The following is a 26,062-nucleotide window of genomic DNA, read 5'->3' as shown; positions in this document are numbered from 1 at the left end:
GATAAGGGCTGTTACTTGCTACCTGCGGATTTATCCCACAAAAACCAGGTAGTCAGGGCAGCCCAGATAAAACCACAGGCCAGGTTTACCGCAGAAAACGCCCCTATTCCGCCCACCAGTTCAACATGTTTACTGAACTCAATCCCTACAATAAAAATCAGCATCTGCAACATTCCCATTGCAGCAGAAACCGTGCCTTTGCTCATGTCGCTGGCAAACAGAGTTAAACGCACCAACCCTGCATTAGCCAGACCAATCCCAAAGGCATAAAGGCTCAGCCCGATGGTCATCCACATCCAGGCATGTGGGTTTGACCAGGTTGCCAATGCCGCCAGTAGCAATCCCAGAGTGATTGGCCAGCCACCCAACCAAATCAATTTGCGGACAGCATGGCGCGCCGTGAGTTTTGCCAGCACCAGGTTCCCCGCAATTAGCGAGCCAAAAATCGGCACCTGCAACAAACCATAATCCAGAGAAGACAACCCCTGTTCTTCAATGATCATCACCGGAGACTGTGCAATCCACGCCAGTAAAGGTAATGAGACAAAGCCAACCCCCAGCGCACCAGCAACAAAACGCCCATTACGCAACACCTGCCTGTAATCTTTAACCAGCGCAGGCAATGAAAGCGGCTCACCAATACGAGTGGCGGTTTCAGGCATCGTTTTCAGCAGCCCAATAAAGGCGACTAAAGCCAACACCGCAAATAACACAAACATCCACTCCCAGGGCGCAACAGAGACCCATGCAGCCCCCACCAGGGGCCCAAGCAGAGGCGCAATAAGCGCAACATTGGCCATCAGCGCAGTAATTTTGATACAGCGTACTTCATCGAATGATTCTTGTATCGCGGCATACCCCACGGCACCAATAAAGCACAGGCCTATGCCTTGCATAAAACGTAGCACGGTAAATGTCACAATATCATGCACCAACAGCGTTGCCAGGCAGGTGAGGATAAACCACAGCGCGCCCATCAACATAACAGGGCGCCGCCCACGCCGGTCAGATAAAGGGCCCAGTAACCACTGCAATACCATGCCACCGGCAAGGTAAGCAGTCATCGAACCAGAAACCCAGGAAATATCCGCCTGGAATTGAGCCACTACGGCCAGCATTCCCGGTTGGATCATGTCGTTGCCGATATAGGTAGAAAACTCATACAGCACCAGGCTAAGTGGAAAAATAACGATATAACTGAATGAGTTGCGCTTGTTTCCCATTGTATCCTTAATTACTGTCAATAAGCGGTCGGGCAGAGTTTAAGGTAATGTTGCGAAAGTGCCAGTCAAATTGTAATGAATAAAAAAAAACACTTTTGTGTCAGTTTTGTTTAAGGTTTTCTTAAGCACAACGGTCTAGCATTGCCCACTATTAAATCCGTGCCTTTGATAAACCATGTCACATTACAAAAATAGCCATCCGCAGGTAAAAACCAGGACAAACTCCCTTTACGTTTTGCCGCTGCATTTTTATGGTTATCAACTTCTTGCCCTGGCCGTATCAGGGGTTGTGTTTTTTTGGTTTTCGCGTAACGAGGTACTGGATTACTCGCTGACAAATTATTGGTTCGACCCAATAACACACCACTTTCCCTGGAAAGATAATCTCTGGCTCGACAGGATTAATCACCGGCTGTTGAAGTACCTTGTTATTGGCGCTGCTGCTTACATGCTGGTGAAAGGAGCATGGCAGAAGAACTCACGAATGGTCGCTATCGCGCTATTAATGGGCCTTGGTGCCGCTGCCGTAGGCATATTGAAGGCAACCAGCCACCATTCTTGCCCATGGGACTTGCTCGCTTTCGGTGGCAACGCAGTGGAATACCCACTGTTCGGCCATGTGCCTGCACTGAGTGGGCCGGGGCGTTGTTTTCCTGGCGGGCATGCATCAAGCGGGTTTATGGCAATGGCGTTTTTCTTTTGGTTTTACCCAGAAAAACCCCGGCTGGCCTGGTTTGTTTTGTTCTGTGGCGCCATGTTAGGGCTTGTCATGGGATATGGCCAGGTGATGCGTGGCGCACACTTTTTCAGCCATAACCTGTGGGCGGGTTGGTGGGTGTGGCTGGTTCAGGTTGTCGGTTATTTTGGGTTATCTCAGGGTATTGCGCGTTTTAAAAGAGGGAGATAATGGAAACACTTAACACCACACTATTTTTGCTGGTAAACGCTACACCGGCTTCTCCGGAATGGCTGATCCGCCTTGCGGTGTTTATCGCGCGGGATATGATTTCAATTGTGCCCTTACTGGCAGTCGCTTTGTGGCTGTGGGGCCCACGCCAGCAGATTTCAACCCAGCGGCACCTGGTTATCAAACTAACCGTGGCGATGGCTGTTAGCCTGGCCGTTTCCTGGGGCCTGGGCCTGGCTTTCCCGCATCCGCGCCCTTTCGCAGAGGGTATCGGTTACCAGTGGTTACACCACAGTGCTGATGATTCATTCCCCAGCGATCATGGTACCGTTATTTTCACCTTCGCAATTGCATTCTTATTCTGGCACAGAGTCTGGTCCGGAATACTCATGCTGGTTTTAGGTTGCGCCATTGCCTGGTCGCGCGTTTATCTTGGCATACACTGGCCACTGGATATGGCAGGTGGTTTCCTGGTGGGTCTACTTTCCTGTCTTACCAGCCAAATTCTCTGGCCAAGCCTGGGTGTTAAGTTTTTCCACCTTGCACAACGTGTTTATCGCGCCTGTTTTTCCCCGCTTATCAACAAAGGCTGGGTGCGTGACTAACCTCATACATGGCGCTAATATGCTGTCATTAACCCGGCACTGACCGCCGGGTTTTTTAATGAGAGCGCTATGGAAACACGACACGACGAGCGGGTCCAACAACTCCTGCTGGCAATTAAACGCAGCGATAAACTCCATTTAAAAGAGGCTGCCCGGTTGTTGGGGGTGTCTGAAATGACCATCCGCCGTGATATTAATACCACTGATGCGCCGGTTTCGTTATTAGGTGGTTACCTGGTAATAGCAGCGCGTGCTGCTAACGCCGGTAATTATTTGCTCAGCGTACAAGAGCACCGTCAGGTAAAAGAGAAACAACAAATTGGCCGCCTGGCAGCGAAACTGGTTAAACCACATCACACTGTCTTTTTTGATTGTGGCACAACCATCCCTCGAATTATTGATGCCATTCCTGATGACTTGCCGTTTACCGGTATTTGCTATTCCCTGAATACCTTCCTCAGCCTGCAGGGAAAACCTTTGTGCAAGGTCATTCTGTGTGGTGGTGAATTTCACCATGAAAACGCGGTTTTTACTCCCATCACTTTTCAGGACACGCTGGATCACCTGCGGCCTGATCTGGCATTTTTCTCTGCTGCCGGGGTTTCCCTTCAAAAAGGTATTACTTGTTTTAATATTAATGAATTGCCCGTAAAACACTGGGCAATGAAAGCGGCCAGCCGCCATATTCTGGTTGCCGACCACAGTAAATTTGGCGTAGTTCGTGGCGCATTCATGGGTGAACTAAGTGCATTTGATTCACTGGTAACAGACAAGGCCCTTGTGCCCGAGTATCTGGAAGCCACTCGCGCCAACGCAATCACCGTTATCTGCAAATAATGACAAGGCCCGGACGAACCGGGCCAATAAAGTAACAGGATTTGGAATCAATACGCCAGAATCAGGAGAACCAGCTACCAAACCACTGGTGGAATTTGAACTGGATGTAATCCCATATCCGGCTAAAGAAACCGCCTTCTTCCACTGCTTCCATTACCACTAACGGGCGCTGCTCTATTGTTTGCCCATTCAGTTGGAAATTGATTGTCCCAACCACTTCCCCTTTTTTCAAAGGTGCAGTTAATTCAGGAGAATTCAGGGTATAAGACGCTCGCAGGTTTTTCATTTGCCCACGAGGAATCGTAATGGCACCGGCATCGCCAGCACCCAGGTTGACCTCTGAATTATCGCCATACCAGACACGTTTTGTCACAAAGGGCCTGTCAGGGCTGATGGGGGTAACTGTCTCAAAGAAACGAAAACCCCAGGTCAGTAATTTTTCTGATTCATTAAACCGAATACGGTCAGTTTTCGCGCCGAGAACCACCGAGATAAGCCGCATATTCCCCTGCGTTGCAGAGGCAACCAGGTTATACCCGGCTCCAGCCGTCGTGCCGGTTTTCATGCCATCAACATTCAGGCTGCTGCTCCACAACAGGCGGTTACGGTTAGGTTGGCGAATATTGTTAAACGTAAACTCTTTTTCTTTGTTAACGGCATATTCATTTGGCACGTCACGTACCAGCGCCTGGCCTAATAACGCCATATCGCGCGCAGTGGTGAACTGCCCTGGCGCATCAAGACCGTGTACCGTTTTGAATGTCGTATTAGTCAGATTCAGCCGTTTTGCATAACCGTTCATCAGGTTAACAAAAGCATCCTGGCTGCCAGCGATATAGTCTGCCATGGCAATACAGGCATCGTTACCTGACTGAATAATAATACCTTTATTGAGATCATCAACAGACACACGATCACGGGGCTTTAAAAACATAACCGACGAGCCACGCAGAGCCGGGTTGCCGGTCGCCCAGGCATCCTGGCCCACAGTCACCATATCCGTAAGGTGAATTTTACCCGCTTTCAGTGCCTGGCCGACGACATAACTGGTCATCAGTTTCGTCAGGCTGGCGGGGTCCAGTTTTTCGTCAGCATTACCTTCGGCCAGGACTTTGCCACTGGCATAGTCCATCAGAATCCAGGCCTTTGCATCAACTGCCGGAGCCGCAGGTGCGGCTGGCTCAGCAAAAACCTGGGGAGAAACGAGTAAGAGAAGTGTTGTTCCCGCGCACCAGGCACGAAACGAGGAGGATAAACCACGTTTTTTCATAACTTTGCCACCTGAGTATCCATTCCAAAACAACAGCGCCTTGCGACCTGCCTAAAAAAAGATAGTCAGTAACCTAACGCGCTGCCTGCGTTAAAGAAACCTTGAATTGGTAAAGTTTTTTAAGTTTATGCGATAACCGGGAACCCTGCTTTTCATTGTTACCAATTAATAAACAACATGTTGGTATATTGAACACCAACGCGCATACTGACAAAAAAATTAACTTTTTTGGGAGAACAGGGTGATTAAAGTCTGGGGCAGAAACAACTCAACCAATGTGAAGAAAGTATTATGGTGCCTGGAAGAGCTGGGGCTGGAATATGACAATATTCCGGTCGGTGGTCAGTTTGGGAAAACACATGAGCCAGAGTACCTTGCCATGAACCCTAACGCACTCATCCCATGCCTGCAGGATGACGCAACCGGCATTACGCTGTGGGAATCCAACACCATTGTGCGTTACCTGGCAGCTCAGTACGGGCAACAGAGCCTGTGGGTAGAAGAACCGGCAAAACGCGCACTGGGTGAAAAGTGGATGGACTGGTCTGCCAGCACACTTCCCTACGCTTTCCGCCGTGTTTTCCTTCCTATGGTAAGAACACCACCGGAACAGCGCGACCAACAAAGTATTGAGCAAGGCCTTCAGGAGTGTGAAAGGTTACTGTCTATGCTGGACCAGGCGCTGGCGGGTTCTGCATGGTTATCTGGCGACAAATTCGGTATTGCCGACATCGCCCCGGCTCCCATGGTTTATGGGTTGCTGAACCTGGATATTACCTGGCCTGAATGGCCACATTTGCGTAACTGGTATCAACGCCTGGCAGAACGCCCGGCGTTTCAGCGTATCGTGATGATTCCTTTGAGCTAACAGGCAACAACTCAGCTCTCCAGTGCTGGCGCGCTTTTTCCCAAAGCGCGCCGCATCATTATTATGTCACCCCATCTTCAGCATGATGTTCGAGGTGGTTCAGGCATTCATCAAGGTCATCAATGCATGCCTGCAATTTACTGGCATCTACTGTTATATAAGCCGGGCAATCATGCCCACCTGACAATAAACATAAAGATGCCGAAGCCACTGCTTCTATTGCCCGATGAAAATCAGTAATTTCACTGCCTGGCAAGTCAGCCCGAATAGCAGGCCAGTCGTCACGAAAATCATTGCACAACGCCAGCAATGTTTCCCGTAACTGCAGACCTTCGTTAACGGACATATATCCTTTGGCCTGCCGCAACTGAGAGTAGCATTGCAATGCTGCCCGGGCTGCGGCCATTTTTGCCATCAGTTCAGCTTTGCATGTATTTGCGGTCATCATAAACCTCCCTTGATATTAGCCAAAGACATAACTCTGGCTAATACAATAAGGCTAGATCTGATTGATGCGCTGAATGCTGCTTTAGGTCAATATTTGACCACCAGAATACAGAATTTACATTACAGCTACACGCCAGGCTGTGGCTGTCATGGGGCTGACTGGGTATAATCGCCCGATTGTGAGCAATGAACTGTATAAAAAATGTCAAAAATTGGATTTCTGTCGTTAGGCTGCCCAAAGAATCTGGTGGATTCAGAGCGCATCCTGACTGAATTACGTACTGAAGGCTATGATGTGGTACCCAGTTATGACGATGCCGACCTGGTTATCGTTAACACCTGCGGTTTTATCGACAGCGCGGTCCAGGAATCACTGGAAGCGATTGGTGAAGCATTAAACGAAAACGGTAAAGTTATCGTCACAGGTTGTCTGGGAGCAAAGGAAGACCAAATCCGTGATGTCCACCCCAAAGTATTGGAAATCACCGGCCCGCACAGCTATGAACAGGTACTGAGCCATGTGCACCATTATGCGCCCAAACCTGAGCACGACCCGTTTGTCAGCCTGGTGCCAAAACAAGGCGTAAAATTAACGCCACGCCATTACGCTTACCTGAAGATTTCAGAAGGCTGCAACCATCGCTGCACCTTTTGTATCATCCCTTCTATGCGCGGCGACCTCGACAGCCGGGCAATTGGTGAAGTGCTGGATGAAGCCAAACGCCTGGTTGAAGCAGGGGTAAAAGAATTGCTGGTTATCTCTCAGGATACCTCTGCCTACGGCGTTGACGTGAAGCACCGTACTGGCTTCTGGAATGGGCAGCCAGTGAAAACCAGCATGGTCAGCCTGTGTGAGCAGCTTTCCCGGCTTGGTGTATGGACTCGCCTGCACTATGTATACCCGTATCCCCATGTTGATGAAGTCATTCCATTGATGGCGGAAGGGAAGATTCTGCCTTACCTGGATATTCCCCTGCAGCATGCCAGCCCCAGAATCCTGAAGCTGATGAAACGCCCAGGCGCCGTTGAGCGTACCCTTGAGCGCATTAAGCGCTGGCGGGAAATCTGCCCAGAATTAACGCTGCGTTCGACATTTATTGTCGGCTTCCCTGGCGAAACAGAAGAAGACTTCCAGATGCTACTGGATTTCATCACTGAAGCCCGCCTTGACCGTGTCGGTTGCTTTAAATACAGCCCGGTAGAAGGTGCAACAGCCAATGAACTGCCATCTCCGGTGCCGGAAGATGTCAAAGAAGAACGCTTCCACCGCTTTATGCAGTTACAGCAGAAGATTTCTGCAGAACGTCTGCAAGAAAAAGTGGGCCGGGAAATCCTGGTTATGATTGACGAAACCGATGAAGAAGGCGCAATTGGCCGCAGCATGGCCGATGCACCTGAAATTGACGGTGCGGTATACCTGAATGGTGAAACACACCTGAAAGCCGGGGATATCGTCAAAGTGAAAGTGGAAAACGCCGACGAATACGATTTGTGGGGCTCACTGGTTCGCTAACCCGCTAACCCCAGGCCTATTTTATGGTCTGGGGTTAACTCTACTCCCTTCAGAACCGGCATTACCCATCACGGGCTCTTTTATGATTCAGGGCCGTCGCCTTCCAGGGCATCTCGTAGCCCATCCCCCAATAAGTTAAATGCCAGTACACTCAGGAAAATCGCAAGGCTTGGGAAAATAGCCACATGGGGTGCAATCACCATATCGCTGCGAGCTTCGCTGAGCATCACGCCCCACTCCGGGGTGGGAGACTGAGCGCCCATTCCCAGAAATGAAAGGCTGGATGCAGAAATAATAGATAGCCCAATGCGCATCGTCAGAAATACCAGAATAGACGACAAAGTACCGGGCAGAATATGGCGCACTATAATTACCCAGTCAGAAGCGCCAATACTGCGCACTGACTCAATAAACATTTGGTTTTTCAATACCAGCGTATTGCCCCTGACCAGGCGAGCAAACGCAGGAATACTAAAAATAGCGACCGCGATAATCACATTGCTCATTCCATTTCCCATCACAGCAACAACCGCAATAGCGAGCAAAATCCCAGGGAAAGCAAACATGACATCGCACAGGCGCATAATCAGCCGGTCGTACCAGCCCTCATAATACCCAGCCACCAGCCCAAGCCCGGCACCAATTACCATGCCAATAAACACCGCCAGCACCCCGGCCGCCAGCGAGATACGCGCACCAACCAGAACACGGGAAAAAATATCACGCCCAAGGGAGTCCACACCAAACCAGTGAGCCAGTGAAGGACCGGCATTCAGTTGGTCGTAGTCATAGTAAGTCTGTGCGTTATAAGGGGCTATCCAGGGTGCAAGGATTGCCAGAATTATCAACAGGCAAACAAAACCACCCGCAGCCATAGCGACGGGCTTGCGGCGAAAACGTCTCCAGAACGTGCGCCAGGGGGGAGTACCCCGGTGCGGATGAACCACAGGCATTGCTTTGATAATTGCCTGGCGTCGCCAGTTAAACAGCGTCATTTGCTCGTTTCACCCTTCTATTTATAACGAATGGCCGGATTCAGTAGCGCGTAGATAACGTCCACGGCCAGGTTTATCAAAATAAAGATAAGTGAAAACAACAGAACTTCGGCCTGAATAACCGGGTAATCACGCATTTCTACTGAATCCACCAATAACCTGCCAAGCCCCGGCCAGTTAAAGACCTTTTCCACTACAATAGACCCGCCCAGCAAGAAGCCAAATTGCAACCCCATCATCGTAACAACCGGCACCATCGCATTGCGCAACCCATGCTTGAGGATAACAACCCTTTCCCGCAGCCCTTTGGCTCTGGCAGTGCGCATATATTCTTCCTGCAACACATCCACAAATGCCGCCCGGGTGAAACGCGCCATCACGGCTGCAACCCCTGCGCCCAATGTAACGGAAGGCAGAATATAGTGTTGCCAGGAATCAGCTCCCACAACCGGGAACCAGCCAAGTCCAACAGCAAACACTTGAATAAGCACCATTCCCAGAGCAAAAGCCGGGAAGGAGATACCCGTTACTGCCAGAGCCATGCTCAGGTAATCGGGCCAACGGTTACGCCAGACAGCAGCGACAACACCACTGATTAAGCCAAAAATTACCGCCCAGGCCATGCTCAAACAAGCCAGCCAAAATGTAGGCATAAAACGTACGGCTATCTCTTCAGCTACAGGCCGGTGGGAAACCATTGAAGTGCCAAAGTCACCCTGCAACAACTGCCCAATAAACCGCAAGAACTGCTGCCATAAAGGTGCGTCCAGCCCAAGCTGCTTGCGTACCATCTCAACCACAGCAGGCCCGGCTTCGGGGCCAGCCATAAGCCTTGCCGGGTCACCCGGCAGCAAGTGTACAAACAGAAAGACCAGCACACTGACAAAAAACAGTGTAGGAATAAGCCCGAGCAGGCGCTTCGCTATGTATGTCAACATGCCGCGGCTACATCCCGTTGATTATTCATAATCAAAAACGTTCCTTTCGTTACACTACCTGCAAAATTGTGGGCAAACGGTTATTGAAGGTCTGCATTATCAAAACTAAACCCGGTATCAGGCATGACATAAAACCCGGTAAGTTGCTTACGATGCGCCGAAACCAGCTTTTCAACAACCAGCGGAACCCAGGGGGCATCATGCCAAATGATGTCCTGTATGTTCTTATATAAAAGGGCCTTTTTTTGTTCGTTGGTTGTTTTTAAAGCCAGCACCAGTTCACGGTCAACCTGAGGATTACTGTAAAACGCGGTATTGAATAACACAGGTGGCCAGTTTTGTGTCGCGAATAGTGGAGCCAATGCCCAGTTTGCTTCACCGGTTGACGCAGACCAACCGGTATAGAACAACCGTACACCACTTTCTGCCTGGTCTTTTGCCTCCACTAATGAGGCCCGTCTTCCGGCATCCAGCGCCGTGATTTTCGCCTGAATCCCCACGGTAGCCAGTTGTTGTTGGAGAAATTGCAGCACTTTTTGAGCCGTGCTGTGATTATGAGATGACCACAACGTGGTGGTGAAACCGTTTGGGTAACCCGCTTCACGCAATAACTCCCGCGCTTTAGCAGGATCCCAAGGCCAGGGAGCATACTGCGTTGCCCCAGCTATTGTCGGGGGAATGATTCCTGTCGCGGGTGTGGCATACCCGGAAAAGGCCACTTTGACCAGCGCATCACGGTTAATCGCATAATTAATGGCCTCCCGCACCCGAATATCGTTAAACGGTTTGCGGGTGACATTCATACTGATATAGCGCTGCATGATAGACGGAGTGGAAACCAGCTCAATGTCCGGGTTTTTCTTCAGTACAGGGGCCTGTTCATAAGGAATCGGGAACGCAAAGGTCGCTTCTCCGGTTTGTAGCATTGATGCCCGTGTGTTGTTATCCACAACAGGCCGCCAGGTAATACTGTCAAGCTTTGGCAAACCAGATTGCCAGTAACCGCTGAATTTTTTTACCCGCAAATAGTCTGTCGTATTCCAGGTATCGAGCACATAGGGCCCAGTACCAACCGGGTGGAAACCAATATGCCGCCCCCACTGATGCAAGGCACTGGGTGAAATCATTACCGTTGCCGGGTGCGCCAGTACGTTAATAAACGCAGAGTACGGCGTTTTCAGCGTAATTCGCACATGAGAATCGTCCAGAACATCCACACTGGTAATGTCTTTATACAGGTTATAACGCTTAAGGTGGTTAGCCGGGTTTCTGGCACGGTCCAGGTTTATTTTCACTGCCTCTGCATTAAAATCCGTACCATCCTGAAACTTAATACCTTCGCGCAGTGTGATTGTGTAATCCAGGCCATTCGGTGATACCTGCCAGTCTTTTGCCAGTACCGGAACCACTTTCATGTTCCGGTCAAGGCCAAATAACCCTTGATAAAATGACTTTGCAACTGCCTGAGACAGCGTGTCATTGGCATCATAAGGATCCAGCGTGGTAAAATTGGAACCCACCGCGACAATAATATCTTTACTCGCCATAGCCGGAGTGCTCAGGGCGAGCCAGGCCACCAACGCAATACCCCACATTCCCCTACGTAGCCCAACGCGTTGTCGCATAACATTCTCCTGAAAAGCGGGCAGCATCGCACCACTTTGAGGTTAAGAAACCGCCCCCAGAATAGGATGACGGGCTACAAAATGGCCGGGCGATATTTCGAGCAACGGCGCAACAAAAGGCTCATCGCCAATGCGCCGTATAGGCGATGGCGGGTCATCAGACAACAAGATACTTGGCCTGTGCCTGCGGGCAGGATCAACAACCGGCACGGCTGAGAGCAAGCGCTGCGTGTAAGGATGCAATGGGTTTTCAAACACATCCTGGCGTGTACCCACCTCCACTATCTGCCCCAAATACATCACAGCCACACGATGACTGATACGTTCAACCACCGCCATATCATGGGAAATTAATAAACACGCGATGCCTGTTTCGCGCTGCAGTGACATCAACAAGTTCATAATCTGCCCGCGTATCGGCATGTCGAGAGAAGACACCGGTTCATCGGCGATAATCACTTTCGGTTTTAATGCTAATGCACGGGCAATACAAATCCGCTGCCGCTGCCCGCCAGAAAACTGATGAGGGAAACGTAACGCATGTTCAGGTTTCAACCCAACACGCACTAATAGTTCGACTGCATATTTGCCTGCATCGGCGCGGCTCATAACCCGGTGAATCAGCAAGGGTTCCATTACCGTTTCACCCACTGTCATACGCGGGTCCAGAGAAGCCCATGGGTCTTGCGGAATATACTGAATATCCCGGCGGGCAGCCTGTAACTTAGCGCCCTGCAATGTGTCCATCCGGTAACCATTAATGTCAACCACACCCGCGTTTGCCGCTATTAAACGTAACAACGCCCGGCCAACCGAGGATTTACCGCACCCTGACTCCCCCATTAATGCCAGTGTCTCGCCAGGCCACAAATCAAAACTCAGCTGTTCAACCGCATGCACCTGCCGGGTAACCCGGTTAAATACCCCTGTACAAATTGGAAAACGCACTATCAGGCCAGACACCGACAGCACAGGTTTATCCTGCACACTTACTGTATTTTGCTGTGTCTGTATGGTTTCTGCCGGGTCATTCGGGCTGGGGAACGTACGGGGAAGCGGGTTACCCTGCATTGCGCCAAAATGCAAAACTGACGCCAGCATTTCACGGGTGTATGGGTGCTGAGGGGCATTCAATAGTGCGGTGGTTTCACCTTCTTCCACCTTGCTCCCATCCTGCATGACCAAAATGCGGTCAGCCATACCAGCAACTACGCTAATGTCATGAGTGATAAAGATCACTCCCATATCCATTTCTTGCTGAAGCACGCGAATAAGTTGCAGGATTTGCGCCTGAATTGTCACATCCAGGGCTGTTGTAGGCTCATCAGCAATCAGTACTGCCGGGCGCGATGAAAGCGCCATAGCAATCATCACCCGCTGGCGCATCCCTCCCGATAACTGGTGCGGGTAGCGCGACAGCACTTGCGCGGCATCAGGAATACGCACCCGTTCCAGCATCCGTTCCGCTTCGTGTAACGCATTGCGAAAACTCAGCCCTTGATGAAGGCGGATAGATTCAGCCACCTGTTCACCCACCGTAAATACCGGGTTTAGTGAGCGCATCGGTTCCTGAAACACCATCGCAATATCGGCCCCGCGCACCGATTGCAATTGCGATTTACTGATATTACTTAGAGAAACCACCTGATCGTTGCGCCTGCGCAATAACATGGCATCGCACTTCACTTTACCTGCCACCGGGTCAGTCAGTTGCATCAAAGCCATTGCCACTACAGACTTACCGGCACCGGATTCCCCAACCAACGCAAGGGTTTGCCCACGCTCAAGTGTAAAGCTGAGATTATTCACCACGGCAGTATCCTGCCTGCCATCGGAAAAAGAGATATTAAGGTTCGAGACAGAAAGCACTTGGTTTTCAAGCAGATTCAGCTTACTCACCGGCTACTCCTGCCAGATACCAACACTGGGCATATCACCCACCCAAGCCACACCACGGTACATGCCTTCGGTGTTGAAAGGCATCACAACATGGCCTTCACGGTCTATTGCAATTAGCCCACCCTCACCGTTAAGCGCCGCCAGCTTCTCTTTAATAACCCGATCTGCTGCTTCCGGCAGGCTGACACCACTGTATTCCATTAGTGCTGCCACATCGTAGGCCGCCAGCATACGCATAAATACTTCCCCTGTTCCGGTACAAGATACCGCCACATTGGCATTGTTGGCATAACACCCGGCTCCCGGTAACGGTGAATCCCCCACCCGCCCAGGGCGTTTATTGGTCATGCCACCCGTTGAAGTCGCTGCGGCCAGGTTGCCGTGTGCATCCAGGGCAACAGCACCCACGGTGCCAAACTTCGTATCAGGCGCAATCGGTGGTACCGGCACATCGTGGTCGAGCACTATTTGCTCCTGGCCGCGGGCCTGACGAAGTTGCGCGGCACGTTCTGCTGTGGAAAAAAAATCAGGCGCGACTATTTCCAGGCCTTGCTCACGAGCAAATTGTTCAGCTCCGTCACTGATCAACAGGACATGTGGGCTGTTATCCAGCACAGCTCGTGCAGCCAGGATAGGATTACGCACGCAGCGCACGCCAGCAACCGCACCGGCATCAAGCAGCCTCCCGTCCATAATACAAGCGTCCATTTCATGGGTGGCTGCATGGGTGAATACCGAACCGGTACCCGCATTAAACAGCGGAATCTCTTCCAGTAAGCGCACAGCTTCTGTTACTGCATCCAGCGCACTTCCCCCTGCCGCGAGGATTGCCTGCCCTGCCAGTAATGTCTGGTGTAATGCTTCTGTATACTCGCGAGCTGTTTCCGGGCTGGTATTGCTGCGGGAAAGAGTCCCTGCGCCACCATGAATCGCTATCACCGCTTTTTCCATTGAGCTCTGTCCTGAATAACGTCGTCAGTATGAGATAATCCTGTGTTTATTATTCGTTACTGTACTGTCAGCAGTTTATTTCGCAATAGCTAACGGTGACGAATTCCTGTTTCGTTACACACAACAAACACACAGCCAGAGCATCCGCGGGCTTGTATACCTGGCTGAATGATTCACCATTCTGTGGCCGGGTATTTTCTGCCATAATGACCGCCATCTTTTTACCAGCGCAGGAGCTTTACCATGGCACAGCCCAGTGAGCTAATTTCTCTTGATACGGCGCTGGAACAAATGTTGTCTCAAATCACACCGATTTCCGCTACTAACATTGTTCCCCTGACCGACGCTTTTGGCCGAATTCTGGCCGAAGATATTCTTTCTCCCCTTGATGTTCCAGGTTTTGATAATGCCGCGATGGATGGCTATGCCTTGCGGGAAGCGGATTTTACCGCCAGCACGCCATTGCCTGTGGCCGGAAAAGCCTTTGCCGGGCAACCTTTCACTGGTGAATGGCCTGCCGGTACTTGTGTGCGCATAATGACAGGCGCGCCCGTGCCACAAGGCTGTGATGCCGTTGTCATGCAGGAAGATGTTACAGCCAGTGACGACGGTATTGTCATTAACCGTGCCATCAAGTTGCACCAAAACATTCGCCGTCGTGGCGAAGATATTGCCAAAAATGCCGTGGTGTTTGCCGCCGGGCAACGGTTGACTGCTGCTGAAATCCCGGTTATTGCGTCTCTGGGTATTGGTGAAGTCTGTGTGAAGCGTAAGGTCAAAGTGGCAGTATTCTCCACCGGAGATGAACTGCAACAGCCAGGGCAACCGTTGGGGCCGGGGCAAATTTATGACACCAACCGCCTAACTGTGCACATCATGCTGGAGCAATCCGGGTATGAAGTCGTTAACCTTGGTGCGGTGAAAGATGACCCTGAGTTACTGCGGGAAACGTTCAAGAAAGCCGATGAACTTGCAGATGTCGTGATCAGTTCTGGTGGCGTATCGGTTGGTGAAGCCGACTACACCAAACAAATTCTTGATGAACTGGGAACCATCCATTTTTGGAAACTGGCAATGAAGCCAGGTAAACCTTTCGCTTTTGGCAAACTCAGCCATAGCTGGTTCTGTGGCTTGCCGGGCAACCCCGTTTCAGCCGCGGTAACATTCTACCAGTTGGTTTTACCCATGCTGGCCTGCTTTAGCGGGCAAACTGGCTTAGCGGGGGGCCAACGGCTGCGGGTGAAAACCACTCAGCGCCTTAAAAAATCGCCAGGTCGCCTGGATTTCCAGCGTGGCATTCTGCACACCAATGGCGCGGGCGAGTTAGTTGTCAGCAGCACCGGCAACCAGGGCTCACATGTGTTCAGCTCTTTCCATGCTGGCAACTGTTTTATTGTGCTGGAACGCGAACGGGGCCATGTTGAGCCAGGAGAATGGGTGGATGTCGAGTTATTCAACCACTTATTCGGGGGTTGATATGGCTGAACTGTCCGATGCCGAAATACTGCGCTACAACAGGCAAATTTCACTGCGTGGTTTTGACTTTGAAGGCCAGGAAGCGCTGAAAGAGGCGCGTATGCTGGTTGTCGGGCTGGGTGGGTTAGGTTGCGCCGCGGCGCAGTATCTGGCAGCAGCGGGGGTCGGCCATCTGACGTTACTCGATTTCGACACCGTTTCGGTATCCAACCTGCAGCGCCAGGTGTTACACACAGATGTAACCCTGGGCATGCCAAAAGTAGAATCGGCCCGCCAGGCTCTGGCTGCTATCAACCCGCTGGTGCAAATTACTACACACAATGCATTACTGGAAGGGAGTGAACTGAGCAGACTGGTGAGCCAGCATACTTTAGTGCTTGACTGTACAGACAACGTAGCTGCCCGTAACCAAATCAACCAAAGCTGCTACAACCATCGGGTTCCCATGGTATCCGGGGCCGCAATTCGTATGGAAGGGCAAATTAGCGTGTTTACCTGGCAACAGGATGAACCCTGCTACCGCTGCCTGAGCCGTCTGTTTGGTGAAAATGCGCTCACCTGCGCAGAAGCTGGCGTGATGTCTCCACTGGTAGGCGTTATTGGTGCGCTTCAGGCAATGGAAGCCATTAAAGTTCAGGCGCAGTTTGGTAACCCGGTAAGTGGCAAAATCCTGATGTACGATGCCATGAGCGGGCAGTTCAGGGAAATGCGCCTGCCGCGCAATCCGGGCTGTGAGGTCTGTGGCACAGCGGCCAGTTAACCATACAAACCATCCCGTTGTACGCTGGCCGGGCGTTTACCTGGCCGGATACGCCGGACTGAATCACGCACAGCCAATGAGCCGTTAAGTAGCAATGTCCCAACCGGAGCTTCAGGGCGAATGAGCCGCTGTTGTAAAACATGCACAGCCTCTTCGCCCAAAGTATCACGCGGGACATGCACTGCAGTTAACGGCACATCCTGAATAGCCGCCAGGTTGAACCCGTCAATACTCATTACAGAAATATCCTGTGGCACCCGTAAACCTGCTTTTTGCAGGGCATTCACCGCCCCTGAAGCCATAAAATCCCCACCCACCAACAAAGCGCTGGGCAAGCGTGCGGCGGGTAAGTTACCAAGCCATTGCGTAACAATGCGCTCACTTTGCGCCGCGCTAAAATTATCGGCCACCAGCAGGTTATCTGCCGGGGAAAATTGCAGGTTATGGGCATCCCATGCATCCCGAATTCCGGCCAGGCGTAACTCCATGGTATAGCGGCGCAGGCACAGCAGATTCATGACAGATTTATGCCCCATATCAAACAAGTAACTGGCAGCAAATGTGCCAATTAACGCATGGTCGGGAGCCACTACAGGCAAGCGCATTTTCTGGTCACGGCAGTTAATCAGGATACAGGGCTTACCGATATCGACGGCCAGGTCATGGATATGAGGGTCATCAATCCCCACCAACAGTGCAGCTTCGGTCTCTTTTTCATTCATGCGGCTCAAAAACGCATTGGCGTCACTGTCATTTTCTTCCAGCGCACAAAACCGTAGCCGAACATCATGGGCGGCAACCGCTTTACTGATGCCCTGAATCACACGGTAGTAAAAGATATCCGAGCGTTCGTCAAAAGCACGTTGTGGCGCAAACACCACAATACTGTTAAGCAACAACCGGCCTGCCGCCATCCCCTGAAATACCCCCAATTCGCGGGCGCAAGCCATAACCTGCTCGCGGGCGCGTTGGCTGGTATTTGCTTTCCCTGCCAGTACGCGGGAAACGGTGCTGACAGAGAGCTGAGTACGGGCTGCGATTTCGGCGATTTTTAGCTTTTTATCCATTTTGTGATCTGGCTCCATTTGCGAAATGAAAAAATTTTCATTTCCCATAAATAAGGCGATAACTGGATTCAAGCTAATAATGGCAGAGCATTTTTGCCATGTATGAGAATATTTGCACAAAATCCGCTATTACCTGCTTTTTTTCTCCTTTAAGGTGAATTCACCAGCTAACTTCCATACTAGTTTTTCTGGTGAAAATAGTAACAAGATAAGCAATATCAACAATATAAAAATCATTGCACCTGAGACATATCCCCTACCGTCCGTCTTGTGGAGAAAAAAGAAATGAGTCAGGACATAAATACCCCAGTCGCGGTCAGCAAAACCCGCCGCGTTATAAAAAACCTGCGCTGGTATATGCTGGCGCTGTTCTTACTCGGTGTCACCGTTAATTACATAACCCGTAACTCCCTTGGTATTCTTGCGCCAGAGCTGAAAACCAGCCTGGGGATTACCACTGAACAATATTCGTGGATTGTGGGTGGTTTTCAGTTGGCCTATACCCTGTTCCAACCCCTGTGTGGCTGGCTAATAGATGTTATTGGCCTGAAGATAGGTTTTATGGTTTGTGCGGGGGTTTGGGCACTGATGTGTCTCCTGCATGCTGGTGCTGGCTCCTGGATACACCTTGCTATTTTGCGCTTTATGATGGGGGCTTCTGAAGCCGCTGCTACGCCCGCTAACGCCAAAACCATTGGTGAATGGTTCCCGAAATCAGAGCGTCCGGTTGCTTCTGGTTGGGCAGGTGTTGGGTTCTCGATTGGTGCCATGCTCGCCCCGCCCATTATCTATTTCGCACATGCATCATTCGGCTGGCAAGGCGCTTTCATGTTTACCGGTGTGCTGGCTGCGCTATGGGTGATTCTGTGGTGGGTCTTTTACAATACTCCCGATAAACACCCGAACCTGGCAAAAAGTGAACTGGATTATATCAAGCAAGACAATGAACCCCCTGCCGTTAAACAACCTTTTTTCACCGCACTGAAAACAGTCTCAAAAAATAAACGCTTCTATGGTATCGCTATCCCGGCATTTATGGCGGAACCCGCCTGGGCTGTACTGAGCTTCTGGGTACCGCTTTACCTGGCAAAAGATCATGGCATGGACCTTAAACAAATTGCGATGTTCGCCTGGCTGCCGTTTCTCGCCGCCGACCTTGGCAGTGTTACCAGCGGTTATCTGACCCGCCTCTATACCCGCTTTTTTGGCTGCACCCGCATCAACTCCGTGGTAGCCAGTTCGGTAACCGGTGCCTTTTTAATGATTTCACTGGCCATTGTTGCCTTTACCCGTGACCCATACATCACCATTGCACTTATCTCCATTGGCGGATTTGGCCACCAGATTATCTCCTGCATGTTAAGCGCCCTGGTGGTTGAGTCCTTTGATAAAGGCCAGATGGCAACAGTAAATGGTATGCGGGGTTCTGCTGCCTGGATTGCCAGCTTCCTGTTCTCACTGCTTATCGGTGTGACTGCCGACAAGATTGGTTTTAACCCACTGTTCATTGCAATGGGCTTCTTCGATTTGATAGGCGCGGTCTTCTTAGTGATGTTTATTGCTGAACGCCGCACTGCACGTAACTAAAGGATAAGTCACTGATGAAAACCCTAAAACACTGGCGCGTTGCGCATATTGATGAGCACCAGGCTGTACTGGATGTTGAGGAAAAACATCAGCTCTGTATCACTCTCCTGGAACCCGGTATGTTCCGGGTTAGCCTGAAACGCCAGGGGAACTGGAGCCTGGACCGCACCTGGTCTGTCGCACCTGGCAAAGAAGACACGCCGCTTTCTGGCCGCCCGCGTGACGCACTCGATGGCTTCACTCTTCCCCCAATGGTGGCACAACAACAGAATGATACCCTAACCCTTGCCAGCGGCCAGCTACGCGTAACAGTTCACCAGCCTCTATGGCTGGAATGGCATTACCGTGATGACGCGGGCCAGTGGCAATTTATGGCAAGTGACCGCCCAACCAGCGCTTACCTGCTCAATGCCCATGGCGATGGTGTTGCCCACTACCAGCGCCGTTTTGCTCAGGACCGCTATTACGGGCTGGGTGAAAAATCAGGTGACCTGTCCCGCAACGGCAAGCGCTATGAAATGCGTAATCTGGATGCCATGGGGTATAACGCCCAGTCCACAGACCCCCTGTATAAACATGTACCTTTTACCATTACGCGCCGCCCGGATATCAGCTTCGGGTTGTTTTACGACAACCTGAGCAGTTGCTGGTTTGACCTGGGTAATGAACTGGACAACTACCACACCGCCTACCGCCGCTGGCAGGCTGAAGCTGGCGATATTGATTATTATATTTTTGCCGGTAAACAAGTTCTGGATGTAACTAAAACCTTTGTACGCTTAACCGGGAAAACGTTTTTTGGCCCGAAATGGAGCCTGGGTTACAGTGGCTCGACCATGCATTACACCGATGCACCAGATGCACAAAACCAACTCATGCAGTTTATTTCGCTGTGCCAGGAACATGCTATTCCCTGCGATTCCTTCCAGCTTTCGTCGGGTTACACTTCCATTAACAACAAGCGTTATGTGTTTAACTGGAACTACGACAAAGTTCCAAATCCAAATGCGTTGAGTGCTGCGTTTCATGATGCCGGGTTACGCCTGGCTGCCAATATCAAACCCTGCCTGTTGCAAGACCATCCACAATATGCGCAGGTTGCCGAACAGGGGCTGTTCATTCAGGATTCAGAAACCGGGCAACCCGAACGCTCCAGTTTTTGGGATGACGAAGGTTCTCACCTTGATTTCACTAACCCCGCGACGATTGCCTGGTGGCAGGAAGGCGTTACCCGCCAGTTACTGGAAAAAGGTATTGATTCCACCTGGAATGACAACAACGAGTATGAAGTTTGGGATGGTGAAGCACGCTGCTGTGGTTTTGGGCAGCCAGTCGCTATTAAACATATTCGCCCGGTGATGCCATTACTGATGATGCGGGCATCAATGGAAGCCCAACAGAAGTTTGCCCCCGGTAAACGCCCATTCCTTATTTCACGCTCAGGTTGCGCCGGGATGCAGCGCTATGTTCAAACCTGGAGTGGCGATAACCGAACCAACTGGCAAACACTGCGTTATAACATTCGCATGGGCCTCGGCATGAGCCTGTCTGGACTGTATAACGTCGGCCATGATGTCGGTGGTTTCTCGGGCGATAAACCAGATGCAGAATTGTTTGTTCGCTGGGTACAGAATGGCATCATGCACCCGCGGTTTACCATTCACTCATGGAATGATGACCAGACGGTGAATGAACCCTGGATGTACCCGGCGGTTACGCCAGCTATTCGCGGAGCAATTGCACTGCGTTACCGCCTGTTGCCTTACCTGTATACCCTGTTGTGGCAGGCACACCAGGACGATGAGCCAATGCTGCGCCCAACATTCCTTGACCACGAGCAGGACGAGCAAACCTTCGCAGAGTGCGATGAATTTATGCTGGGCCGCGATATTCTGGTTGCCAGTGTGGTAGAACCCTGTGCACGGGAAAGGACATTGTGGCTTCCAGACAACCAGGCAGGCTGGTATGACTTCCATACCGGGGAATGGTTTGCCGGTGGCCAGTGGATAACCCGTCCGGCACCACTGGAAACGTTGCCATTGCTGGTGCGGGCAGGAGCTGGTCTGCCACTGAGTGGATATATCGGCCATGTTAACCCGTCTGCTGACAACAAACGCGCATTGCAACTGTTCCCGTTGCGTAACCCGGGTAGCTGCAGCGGCATGCTGTTCGAAGACGACGGTGAAAGCTGGGGTTACCAGACAGGCAATGCACTATGGGTTAACTGGGTAATGAACTGTACCGCAGAAGAAATCCAGCTAACAGTAACCGCAAAAGGGGATTACCAGCCAGCCTGGCAACAGCTGGATGTACAACTTCCGGCAGGAGAAACCCGTAAATTAGTGATTAACGGGGTGGAAAGCACACACTGGACGCGCTAAAAAATACGTCACGCTGATGCTGAAAAATAACACGGCTTCCAGGCACCCTGGAAGCCGTGCTTATAGATGAACCTAACGGCAGTTATTCAATACCTTTACTGCGCAGGTAATCTTCGTAGCCACCGGTAAAGTCGATAACACGTTCCGGGGTTATCTCCAGCACGCGGGTTGCCAGTGAGCTAACAAACTCCCTGTCATGGGAAACGAAAACCAGTGTTCCCTGGTACATTTCCAGCGCGGCATTCAGCGATTCGATAGATTCCATATCCAGGTGGTTAGTTGGCTCATCCATAATCAGGATGTTCGGCTTTTCCATCATCAGTTTGCCGAACAGCATCCGCCCTTTTTCACCACCCGAAAGTACGCTGGCCGGTTTCTTAATATCATCCTGGCTGAACAGCAACCGCCCCAACACACTGCGCACGGTTTGTTCATCGTCACCTTCCTGTTTCCACTGGCTCATCCAGTCAAACACTGTCAGGTCGTTGTCAAAATCGGCTGCGTGATCCTGAGCATAATAGCCAATACTCGCGTTCTCAGACCATTTCACCTCGCCCGCGTCAGGAGCCAGTTCACCCACCAGGGTTTTCAGCAATGTGGATTTACCCACGCCGTTGGTACCCAGAACAGCCAGGCGTTCACCCACTTCCAGCAACAACGACACATCGCTGAACAACGGGCCATTATCAAAGCCTTTCTTTATCTTTTGCACTTCCAGTGCATTACGGAACAGTTTTTTGTCTTGTTCGAAGCGAATAAACGGGTTCTGACGGCTGGACGCTTTCACTTCATCCAGTTTGATTTTATCAATCTGGCGGGCGCGAGACGTTGCCTGGCGCGATTTTGATGCGTTCGCACTGAAGCGGCTGACAAAAGACTGCAACTCGGCAATTTGTGCTTTTTTCTTGGCATTATCAGCCAACAAGCGTTCACGCGCCTGAGTTGCTGCAGTCATGTACTCGTCGTAGTTACCCGGGTAGACACGCAACTCACCGTAATCGAGGTCGGCCATATGGGTGCAGACCATATTCAGGAAGTGACGGTCATGGGAAATGATTATCATGGTGCTTTCACGTTCGTTAAGCACCTGCTCCAGCCAACGGATGGTGTCGATATCCAGGTTGTTGGTCGGTTCATCGAGCAACAGTATATCTGGGTTAGAGAACAGTGCCTGTGCCAACAACACACGCAACTTCCAGCCAGGAGCCACTTCACTCATTAACCCATAATGCTGCTCCATCGGGATGCCAACCCCCAGCAACAATTCGCCAGCACGAGCTTCAGCGGAATAACCATCCATTTCGCCATATTTCACTTCGAGGTCGGCAACTTTATAGCCATCCTCTTCGCTCATTTCGGCCAGGGCATAAATACGGTCACGCTCCTGTTTCACTTCCCACAGTTCACCATGGCCCATGATCACGGTATCCAGCACGGTGAACTCTTCAAACGCAAACTGATCCTGGCGCAATTTACCAATACGTTCATTCGGATCGGCGGACACATTCCCAACAGACGGGGCCAGGTCACCCCCCAGTATTTTCATGAAGGTGGATTTGCCGCTACCATTGGCGCCGATCAGGCCATAGCGGTTTCCGCCGCCAAACTTAACTGAGATATTTTCGAACAGCGGCTTACTGCCAAACTGCATGGTGATATTACTGGTGACTAACACAGGCTCTCTTCCCAAAAAAATGTGACAAACGATCTATTATGCCATAAAACCTCGCATCACGCCCGTCGGCGCTTCACTACCTACTGCACCATGAAGAAAAAAATGTGATTTCATCCACATCTGAATTCCCAGCAAGTAAGAATAAACCTATAATACGCCACTACCTGTTTTTTCAACTAACGGCCCATGTGGCATCGTGACTTGCATAGCGCAATATGAACATGAAATTACGTACTCTTTTACTGGCAGCATTTTCTGTGGTGAGTTTTTGCAAAACCGCCTCGGCTGTGACCTATCCCCTGCCCACCGATGGCAGCCGTTTGATTGGTCAAAATCAGGTTGTTACTATTCCAGAGGGTAGTAGGGAACCGCTGGAGTATTTCGCCGCGAAATACCAAATGGGGTTGTCCAACATGCTTGAGGCAAACCCAGGCGTGGATGCCTACTTACCGAAACCTGGTACAGTGCTCAACATCCCCCAACAATTGATTTTGCCGGATACGCCCCATGAAGGCATTGTTATCAACAGTGCTGAAATGCGTTTGTATTACTACCCGGCTGGCACCAAAACGGTCGTTGTTCTGCCGATTGGTATTGGCCAGTTAGGTAAAGACACGCCAATTAACTGGGTGACCAAAGTTGAGCGGAAAAAAGCCGGCCCAACCTGGACACCAACGGCCAAGATGCATGCTGAATATGCTGAAATGGGTAAACCGTTGCCAGCCGTTGTTCCGGCAGGCCCGGACAACCCGATGGGGCTGTATGCCATGTATATCGGCCGCCTGTATGCCATTCATGGTACCAACGCCAACTTTGGTATCGGCCTGCGTGTAAGCCATGGCTGTGTGCGTCTGCGTGCTGAAGATATCAAATACCTGTTCGACCACGTGCCAGTTGGTACCCGTGTTCAGTTTATTGATGTACCAGTAAAAGCCACCACCGAGCCAGACGGTTCACGGTTTATTGAAGTGCATAATCCGCTGTCAACAACGGAAGCACAAATGGCCAACAACGAAGTGGTTCCGATTGCCCTGACCAAAGGTGTTCAGGCTGTAACTAATGAACCCGACGTTAACCAGGATGTTCTGAGCCAGGCTATCGAGCAACGCTCTGGTATGCCTGTTCGCCTGAACTGAGACTATGCGGCGTCTCTGTAAAACGGAAACCCCCAGCCTGGCTGGGGGTTTTTCTATACACGATAAAGCAACCTCTGGGGACCGCTTTTAGCAAGGTTCCTGCTCGCGTTGTTGTTGGGTGAAACGCGCAAAGGCCGCCAGTGTTTCTTCACTTACGTGGTGCTCCATACCTTCGGCATCCACTCTCGCGGTTTCCGGGCTTATTCCTAACGCCAATAAAAAATGCTCCACAATCTGGTGGCGTACACGGTTTTCCTGCGCCAGAGTTTCACCTTCTGGAGTCAGAAAAATACCACGCCATGGGATTTGTTCTATTAACCCCATTCCGGCAATACGCTTAAGCATCTTCGCAACAGTAGGTTGAGAAACCCCCAAACGTGCCGCCATGTCAACCTGGCGAGCTTCCCCTACTTCGCGAATTAAATCAGAAATAAGCTCAACATAATCATCAACCAACTCTCGCCGATGCGCTTCCCGAACCTGGCGAAAACCTTCAACATGTTCCTCAACATTCACCAATTGAGTGGCGCTATCCGTATTATTTTTTCCGGCGCGACGGACCATAGTGATTCCTCTTTCTTTTTCTTTCTTTCTTTCGCGATGGTGTCATCACGGGGCAGTCATTGTAATCCAGCCAGGCCCTGACGCAAAAAAAAACATAAATAGCCATAGCTATATAATATAGCTCATGCTATATCTGTATATAACACAGCCAGAAAGGAAAGCTGGCAACCCTACAGATACAACAACCAGGGAGGTCACAATGAATGAAGTTAAGAGGTGCCTAAACGTGTTCAGTCATTCTCCTTTTAAAGTACGCCTGATGTTGTTGCAATTGCTGTGTGAACGGCTTAGCAGCACGCCGCGTAATTGTAACGACAAAAGCGCCTGATCCCACGAATTCAGCGCCGCAGCTCAGCAACCTAAAAAGCTGCGGCTTAGCTTTGCCCGCCAGCTCGTCACCAAAGAGCCTGATTTTTGCCCTCGGCGGCAGGTACCAATAAAAGAATTACGCCTATCCCAGGGCAACGCCTCGTTCAGCAAGACATATTTTGCATTTTTTAACAAGATGATTCGCGCCGATACAATCCTGTGCCCCAGCCATTTTCAGCCGGGTGGATGTAACACGCTTTTAGTGAAGAAAATACCAGCAGGCATTGCCAAAGTGATACCAACCCAACACATTCAGCAACGGCATATCTGTGGGATAAAAAAAATCCGCCGGATGGCGGATTTTTTATTCCCCGAAAGGAATTAGAAGCGGTAACCTACACCGGCAATCCAGGTGCCAACGTCAACGCTACGGATGCGGCTTTGTTCATAGGAGAAGTCCAGCGCAACGTTTTCAATCGGGTTGAACTGCAGACCAGCGCCGTAAGAGAAACCGTAGTCGCTCATGTCAGCTTTTTCCGGGTAGTCAGTCTGCTGGAATTTACCATAACCCAGACCAATTACGCCGTAGATGCTTGCCCAGTCGTTGATGCGGTAAGCAGGACCAGCAGTGATGCCGTAGTACTGGCCTTTATGGTAAACACTGTCTTCACTGCGATTTTTTTCGGTATAAGTGAAGGAACCGATAACACCCAGCGGGCTGTTATCAAATTCGTAGCGGTATTTCAGGTTGAAGCCGCCAGCTTTATTAGCAGCGCCCTGCATATCGCTCTGCGCGTAACCACCAGTAACAGTGCTGGTACCTGCAAATGCAGTACCTGCGGAAACGGCCAGAACGCAAGCCAGTGCTGAAAGACATGCAATTTTTTTCATAACCACCTCAAATGTGCTTCAAATAATTCCGTAAGTGTCCAATATATCAAACTTATGGAAGAAACTCCTGCCGTTTTGTGTTGTCTAAAGCAGGAATTCCTGTAACAGGAATTTTCCCATCGGAAGATTTTCCTTATT

General features: G+C 50.8%; 23 protein-coding genes. 11 read left to right on the top strand and 12 right to left on the bottom strand.

What is annotated here, in order from left to right; all coding sequences use genetic code 11:
* Positions 1–11 precede the first annotated feature (11 nt).
* Positions 12–1,223: an MFS transporter gene (locus LC084_RS03575; protein WP_226569415.1), complete on the bottom strand. Its 1,212-nt coding sequence runs from the start codon at positions 1,221–1,223 to the stop codon at positions 12–14.
* Between the two features lie 289 nt (positions 1,224–1,512).
* Here LC084_RS03575 and LC084_RS03570 point away from each other — a divergent pair, with 289 nt between their 5' ends.
* The 3 genes from LC084_RS03570 to deoR all read left to right on the top strand — a co-directional run bounded on the left by LC084_RS03570 (position 1,513) and on the right by deoR (position 3,572).
* Positions 1,513–2,130 carry a phosphatase PAP2 family protein gene (locus tag LC084_RS03570; protein WP_404808323.1) on the top strand — a complete coding sequence of 206 codons (618 nt, stop codon included), beginning with the start codon at positions 1,513–1,515 and terminating at the stop codon, positions 2,128–2,130.
* Positions 2,127–2,735 (top strand): undecaprenyl-diphosphate phosphatase, encoded by a 609-nt coding sequence (ybjG, locus tag LC084_RS03565; RefSeq protein WP_226571122.1) that lies wholly within the window; start codon positions 2,127–2,129, stop codon positions 2,733–2,735. Before LC084_RS03570 ends, ybjG begins: the two co-directional genes overlap by 4 nt.
* Positions 2,736–2,804: 69 nt before the next feature.
* Positions 2,805–3,572, top strand: a complete 768-nt coding sequence (deoR, locus tag LC084_RS03560) for a DNA-binding transcriptional repressor DeoR (protein ID WP_226569411.1) — start codon at positions 2,805–2,807, stop codon at positions 3,570–3,572.
* 61 nt (positions 3,573–3,633) lie between these two features.
* Here deoR and dacC read toward each other — a convergent pair whose 3' ends face one another.
* Positions 3,634–4,842, bottom strand: coding sequence for a serine-type D-Ala-D-Ala carboxypeptidase (dacC, locus tag LC084_RS03555; RefSeq protein ID WP_226569409.1), 1,209 nt, complete (start codon positions 4,840–4,842; stop codon positions 3,634–3,636).
* 241 nt (positions 4,843–5,083) lie between these two features.
* Between dacC and LC084_RS03550 the strand changes: the two genes are divergently transcribed.
* Positions 5,084–5,710 carry a glutathione S-transferase family protein gene (locus LC084_RS03550; RefSeq protein WP_226569407.1) on the top strand — a complete coding sequence of 209 codons (627 nt, stop codon included), beginning with the start codon at positions 5,084–5,086 and terminating at the stop codon, positions 5,708–5,710.
* 61 nt (positions 5,711–5,771) lie between these two features.
* Here the strand turns inward: LC084_RS03550 and LC084_RS03545 are convergent, their stop codons facing one another.
* Positions 5,772–6,158, bottom strand: coding sequence for a biofilm formation regulator BssR (locus tag LC084_RS03545; protein WP_226569405.1), 387 nt, complete (start codon positions 6,156–6,158; stop codon positions 5,772–5,774).
* Between the two features lie 201 nt (positions 6,159–6,359).
* Here LC084_RS03545 and rimO point away from each other — a divergent pair, with 201 nt between their 5' ends.
* Positions 6,360–7,670: a 30S ribosomal protein S12 methylthiotransferase RimO gene (rimO, locus tag LC084_RS03540; protein WP_226569404.1), complete on the top strand. Its 1,311-nt coding sequence runs from the start codon at positions 6,360–6,362 to the stop codon at positions 7,668–7,670.
* Between the two features lie 80 nt (positions 7,671–7,750).
* On the opposite strand, the gene gsiD is transcribed toward rimO, so the two are convergent.
* The 5 genes from gsiD to LC084_RS03515 all read right to left on the bottom strand — a co-directional run bounded on the left by gsiD (position 7,751) and on the right by LC084_RS03515 (position 14,078).
* Positions 7,751–8,665, bottom strand: coding sequence for a glutathione ABC transporter permease GsiD (gene gsiD, locus LC084_RS03535; RefSeq protein ID WP_226569402.1), 915 nt, complete (start codon positions 8,663–8,665; stop codon positions 7,751–7,753).
* 17 nt (positions 8,666–8,682) lie between these two features.
* A complete protein-coding gene (gene gsiC / locus LC084_RS03530; protein ID WP_226569400.1) occupies positions 8,683–9,603 on the bottom strand; it encodes a glutathione ABC transporter permease GsiC in 921 nt (306 codons plus the stop codon).
* Between the two features lie 80 nt (positions 9,604–9,683).
* Positions 9,684–11,228: a glutathione ABC transporter substrate-binding protein GsiB gene (gsiB, locus tag LC084_RS03525; RefSeq protein WP_404808322.1), complete on the bottom strand. Its 1,545-nt coding sequence runs from the start codon at positions 11,226–11,228 to the stop codon at positions 9,684–9,686.
* Between the two features lie 42 nt (positions 11,229–11,270).
* Complete coding sequence (locus tag LC084_RS03520; RefSeq protein WP_226569398.1) at positions 11,271–13,127, bottom strand: dipeptide ABC transporter ATP-binding protein; 1,857 nt, start codon at positions 13,125–13,127, stop codon at positions 11,271–11,273.
* Between the two features lie 3 nt (positions 13,128–13,130).
* Positions 13,131–14,078, bottom strand: a complete 948-nt coding sequence (locus LC084_RS03515; protein ID WP_226569396.1) for an isoaspartyl peptidase/L-asparaginase family protein — start codon at positions 14,076–14,078, stop codon at positions 13,131–13,133.
* A 243-nt stretch (positions 14,079–14,321) separates the two neighbouring features.
* Between LC084_RS03515 and moeA the strand changes: the two genes are divergently transcribed.
* Positions 14,322–15,554: a molybdopterin molybdotransferase MoeA gene (gene moeA, locus LC084_RS03510; protein WP_226569394.1), complete on the top strand. Its 1,233-nt coding sequence runs from the start codon at positions 14,322–14,324 to the stop codon at positions 15,552–15,554.
* Between the two features lies 1 nt (position 15,555).
* Complete coding sequence (moeB, locus tag LC084_RS03505; protein ID WP_226569392.1) at positions 15,556–16,314, top strand: molybdopterin-synthase adenylyltransferase MoeB; 759 nt, start codon at positions 15,556–15,558, stop codon at positions 16,312–16,314.
* On the opposite strand, the gene LC084_RS03500 is transcribed toward moeB, so the two are convergent.
* On the bottom strand, positions 16,311–17,381 hold the full coding sequence (locus tag LC084_RS03500) for a LacI family DNA-binding transcriptional regulator (RefSeq protein WP_226569390.1): 1,071 nt from the start codon (positions 17,379–17,381) through the stop codon (positions 16,311–16,313). The two genes, moeB and LC084_RS03500, sit on opposite strands and share 4 nt — an antisense overlap.
* A 285-nt stretch (positions 17,382–17,666) precedes the next feature.
* Here LC084_RS03500 and LC084_RS03495 point away from each other — a divergent pair, with 285 nt between their 5' ends.
* Complete coding sequence (locus LC084_RS03495; protein WP_404808321.1) at positions 17,667–18,968, top strand: MFS transporter; 1,302 nt, start codon at positions 17,667–17,669, stop codon at positions 18,966–18,968.
* Positions 18,969–18,982: 14 nt separating this feature from the next.
* Positions 18,983–21,349 carry a glycoside hydrolase family 31 protein gene (locus LC084_RS03490; RefSeq protein WP_226569386.1) on the top strand — a complete coding sequence of 789 codons (2,367 nt, stop codon included), beginning with the start codon at positions 18,983–18,985 and terminating at the stop codon, positions 21,347–21,349.
* 82 nt (positions 21,350–21,431) lie between these two features.
* Here the strand turns inward: LC084_RS03490 and LC084_RS03485 are convergent, their stop codons facing one another.
* Positions 21,432–23,024 carry an ABC-F family ATPase gene (locus tag LC084_RS03485; protein WP_226569384.1) on the bottom strand — a complete coding sequence of 531 codons (1,593 nt, stop codon included), beginning with the start codon at positions 23,022–23,024 and terminating at the stop codon, positions 21,432–21,434.
* Positions 23,025–23,239: 215 nt separating this feature from the next.
* On the opposite strand from LC084_RS03485, the gene ldtB reads away from it, so the two are divergent.
* Positions 23,240–24,160, top strand: a complete 921-nt coding sequence (ldtB, locus tag LC084_RS03480) for a L,D-transpeptidase (RefSeq protein WP_226569382.1) — start codon at positions 23,240–23,242, stop codon at positions 24,158–24,160.
* An 87-nt stretch (positions 24,161–24,247) separates the two neighbouring features.
* On the opposite strand, the gene mntR is transcribed toward ldtB, so the two are convergent.
* The gene (mntR, locus tag LC084_RS03475) at positions 24,248–24,724 is read right to left on the bottom strand and encodes a manganese-binding transcriptional regulator MntR (RefSeq protein WP_226569380.1); all 477 of its coding nucleotides are present in this window, start codon (positions 24,722–24,724) and stop codon (positions 24,248–24,250) included.
* 199 nt (positions 24,725–24,923) lie between these two features.
* Between mntR and mntS the strand changes: the two genes are divergently transcribed.
* Positions 24,924–25,052, top strand: a complete 129-nt coding sequence (mntS, locus tag LC084_RS03470; RefSeq protein ID WP_226569378.1) for a manganase accumulation protein MntS — start codon at positions 24,924–24,926, stop codon at positions 25,050–25,052.
* Between the two features lie 362 nt (positions 25,053–25,414).
* Here the strand turns inward: mntS and ompX are convergent, their stop codons facing one another.
* A complete protein-coding gene (gene ompX, locus LC084_RS03465) occupies positions 25,415–25,924 on the bottom strand; it encodes an outer membrane protein OmpX (protein WP_226569376.1) in 510 nt (169 codons plus the stop codon).
* Between the last annotated feature and the right edge of the window lie 138 nt (positions 25,925–26,062).

The organism is Mangrovibacter yixingensis (genome assembly GCF_020523985.1).
Classification (GTDB): Bacteria; Pseudomonadota; Gammaproteobacteria; order Enterobacterales; family Enterobacteriaceae; genus Mangrovibacter; species Mangrovibacter yixingensis.
This window is presented reverse-complemented; position numbering and strand designations above follow the sequence as displayed.

Coding starts and splice junctions, on each gene's coding strand:
- rimO (WP_226569404.1), top strand. CDS start 6,360: ATGTCAAAAATTGGATTTCTGTCGTTAGGCTGCCCAAAGAATCTGGTG.
- LC084_RS03515 (WP_226569396.1), bottom strand. CDS start 14,078: ATGGAAAAAGCGGTGATAGCGATTCATGGTGGCGCAGGGACTCTTTCC.
- LC084_RS03500 (WP_226569390.1), bottom strand. CDS start 17,381: ATGGATAAAAAGCTAAAAATCGCCGAAATCGCAGCCCGTACTCAGCTC.
- LC084_RS03545 (WP_226569405.1), bottom strand. CDS start 6,158: ATGATGACCGCAAATACATGCAAAGCTGAACTGATGGCAAAAATGGCC.
- gsiB (WP_404808322.1), bottom strand. CDS start 11,228: ATGCGACAACGCGTTGGGCTACGTAGGGGAATGTGGGGTATTGCGTTG.
- LC084_RS03495 (WP_404808321.1), top strand. CDS start 17,667: ATGAGTCAGGACATAAATACCCCAGTCGCGGTCAGCAAAACCCGCCGC.
- gsiC (WP_226569400.1), bottom strand. CDS start 9,603: ATGTTGACATACATAGCGAAGCGCCTGCTCGGGCTTATTCCTACACTG.
- mntR (WP_226569380.1), bottom strand. CDS start 24,724: ATGGTCCGTCGCGCCGGAAAAAATAATACGGATAGCGCCACTCAATTG.
- deoR (WP_226569411.1), top strand. CDS start 2,805: ATGGAAACACGACACGACGAGCGGGTCCAACAACTCCTGCTGGCAATT.
- mntS (WP_226569378.1), top strand. CDS start 24,924: ATGAATGAAGTTAAGAGGTGCCTAAACGTGTTCAGTCATTCTCCTTTT.
- moeA (WP_226569394.1), top strand. CDS start 14,322: ATGGCACAGCCCAGTGAGCTAATTTCTCTTGATACGGCGCTGGAACAA.
- LC084_RS03490 (WP_226569386.1), top strand. CDS start 18,983: ATGAAAACCCTAAAACACTGGCGCGTTGCGCATATTGATGAGCACCAG.
- ompX (WP_226569376.1), bottom strand. CDS start 25,924: ATGAAAAAAATTGCATGTCTTTCAGCACTGGCTTGCGTTCTGGCCGTT.
- LC084_RS03575 (WP_226569415.1), bottom strand. CDS start 1,223: ATGGGAAACAAGCGCAACTCATTCAGTTATATCGTTATTTTTCCACTT.
- ldtB (WP_226569382.1), top strand. CDS start 23,240: ATGAACATGAAATTACGTACTCTTTTACTGGCAGCATTTTCTGTGGTG.
- moeB (WP_226569392.1), top strand. CDS start 15,556: ATGGCTGAACTGTCCGATGCCGAAATACTGCGCTACAACAGGCAAATT.
- dacC (WP_226569409.1), bottom strand. CDS start 4,842: ATGAAAAAACGTGGTTTATCCTCCTCGTTTCGTGCCTGGTGCGCGGGA.
- gsiD (WP_226569402.1), bottom strand. CDS start 8,665: ATGACGCTGTTTAACTGGCGACGCCAGGCAATTATCAAAGCAATGCCT.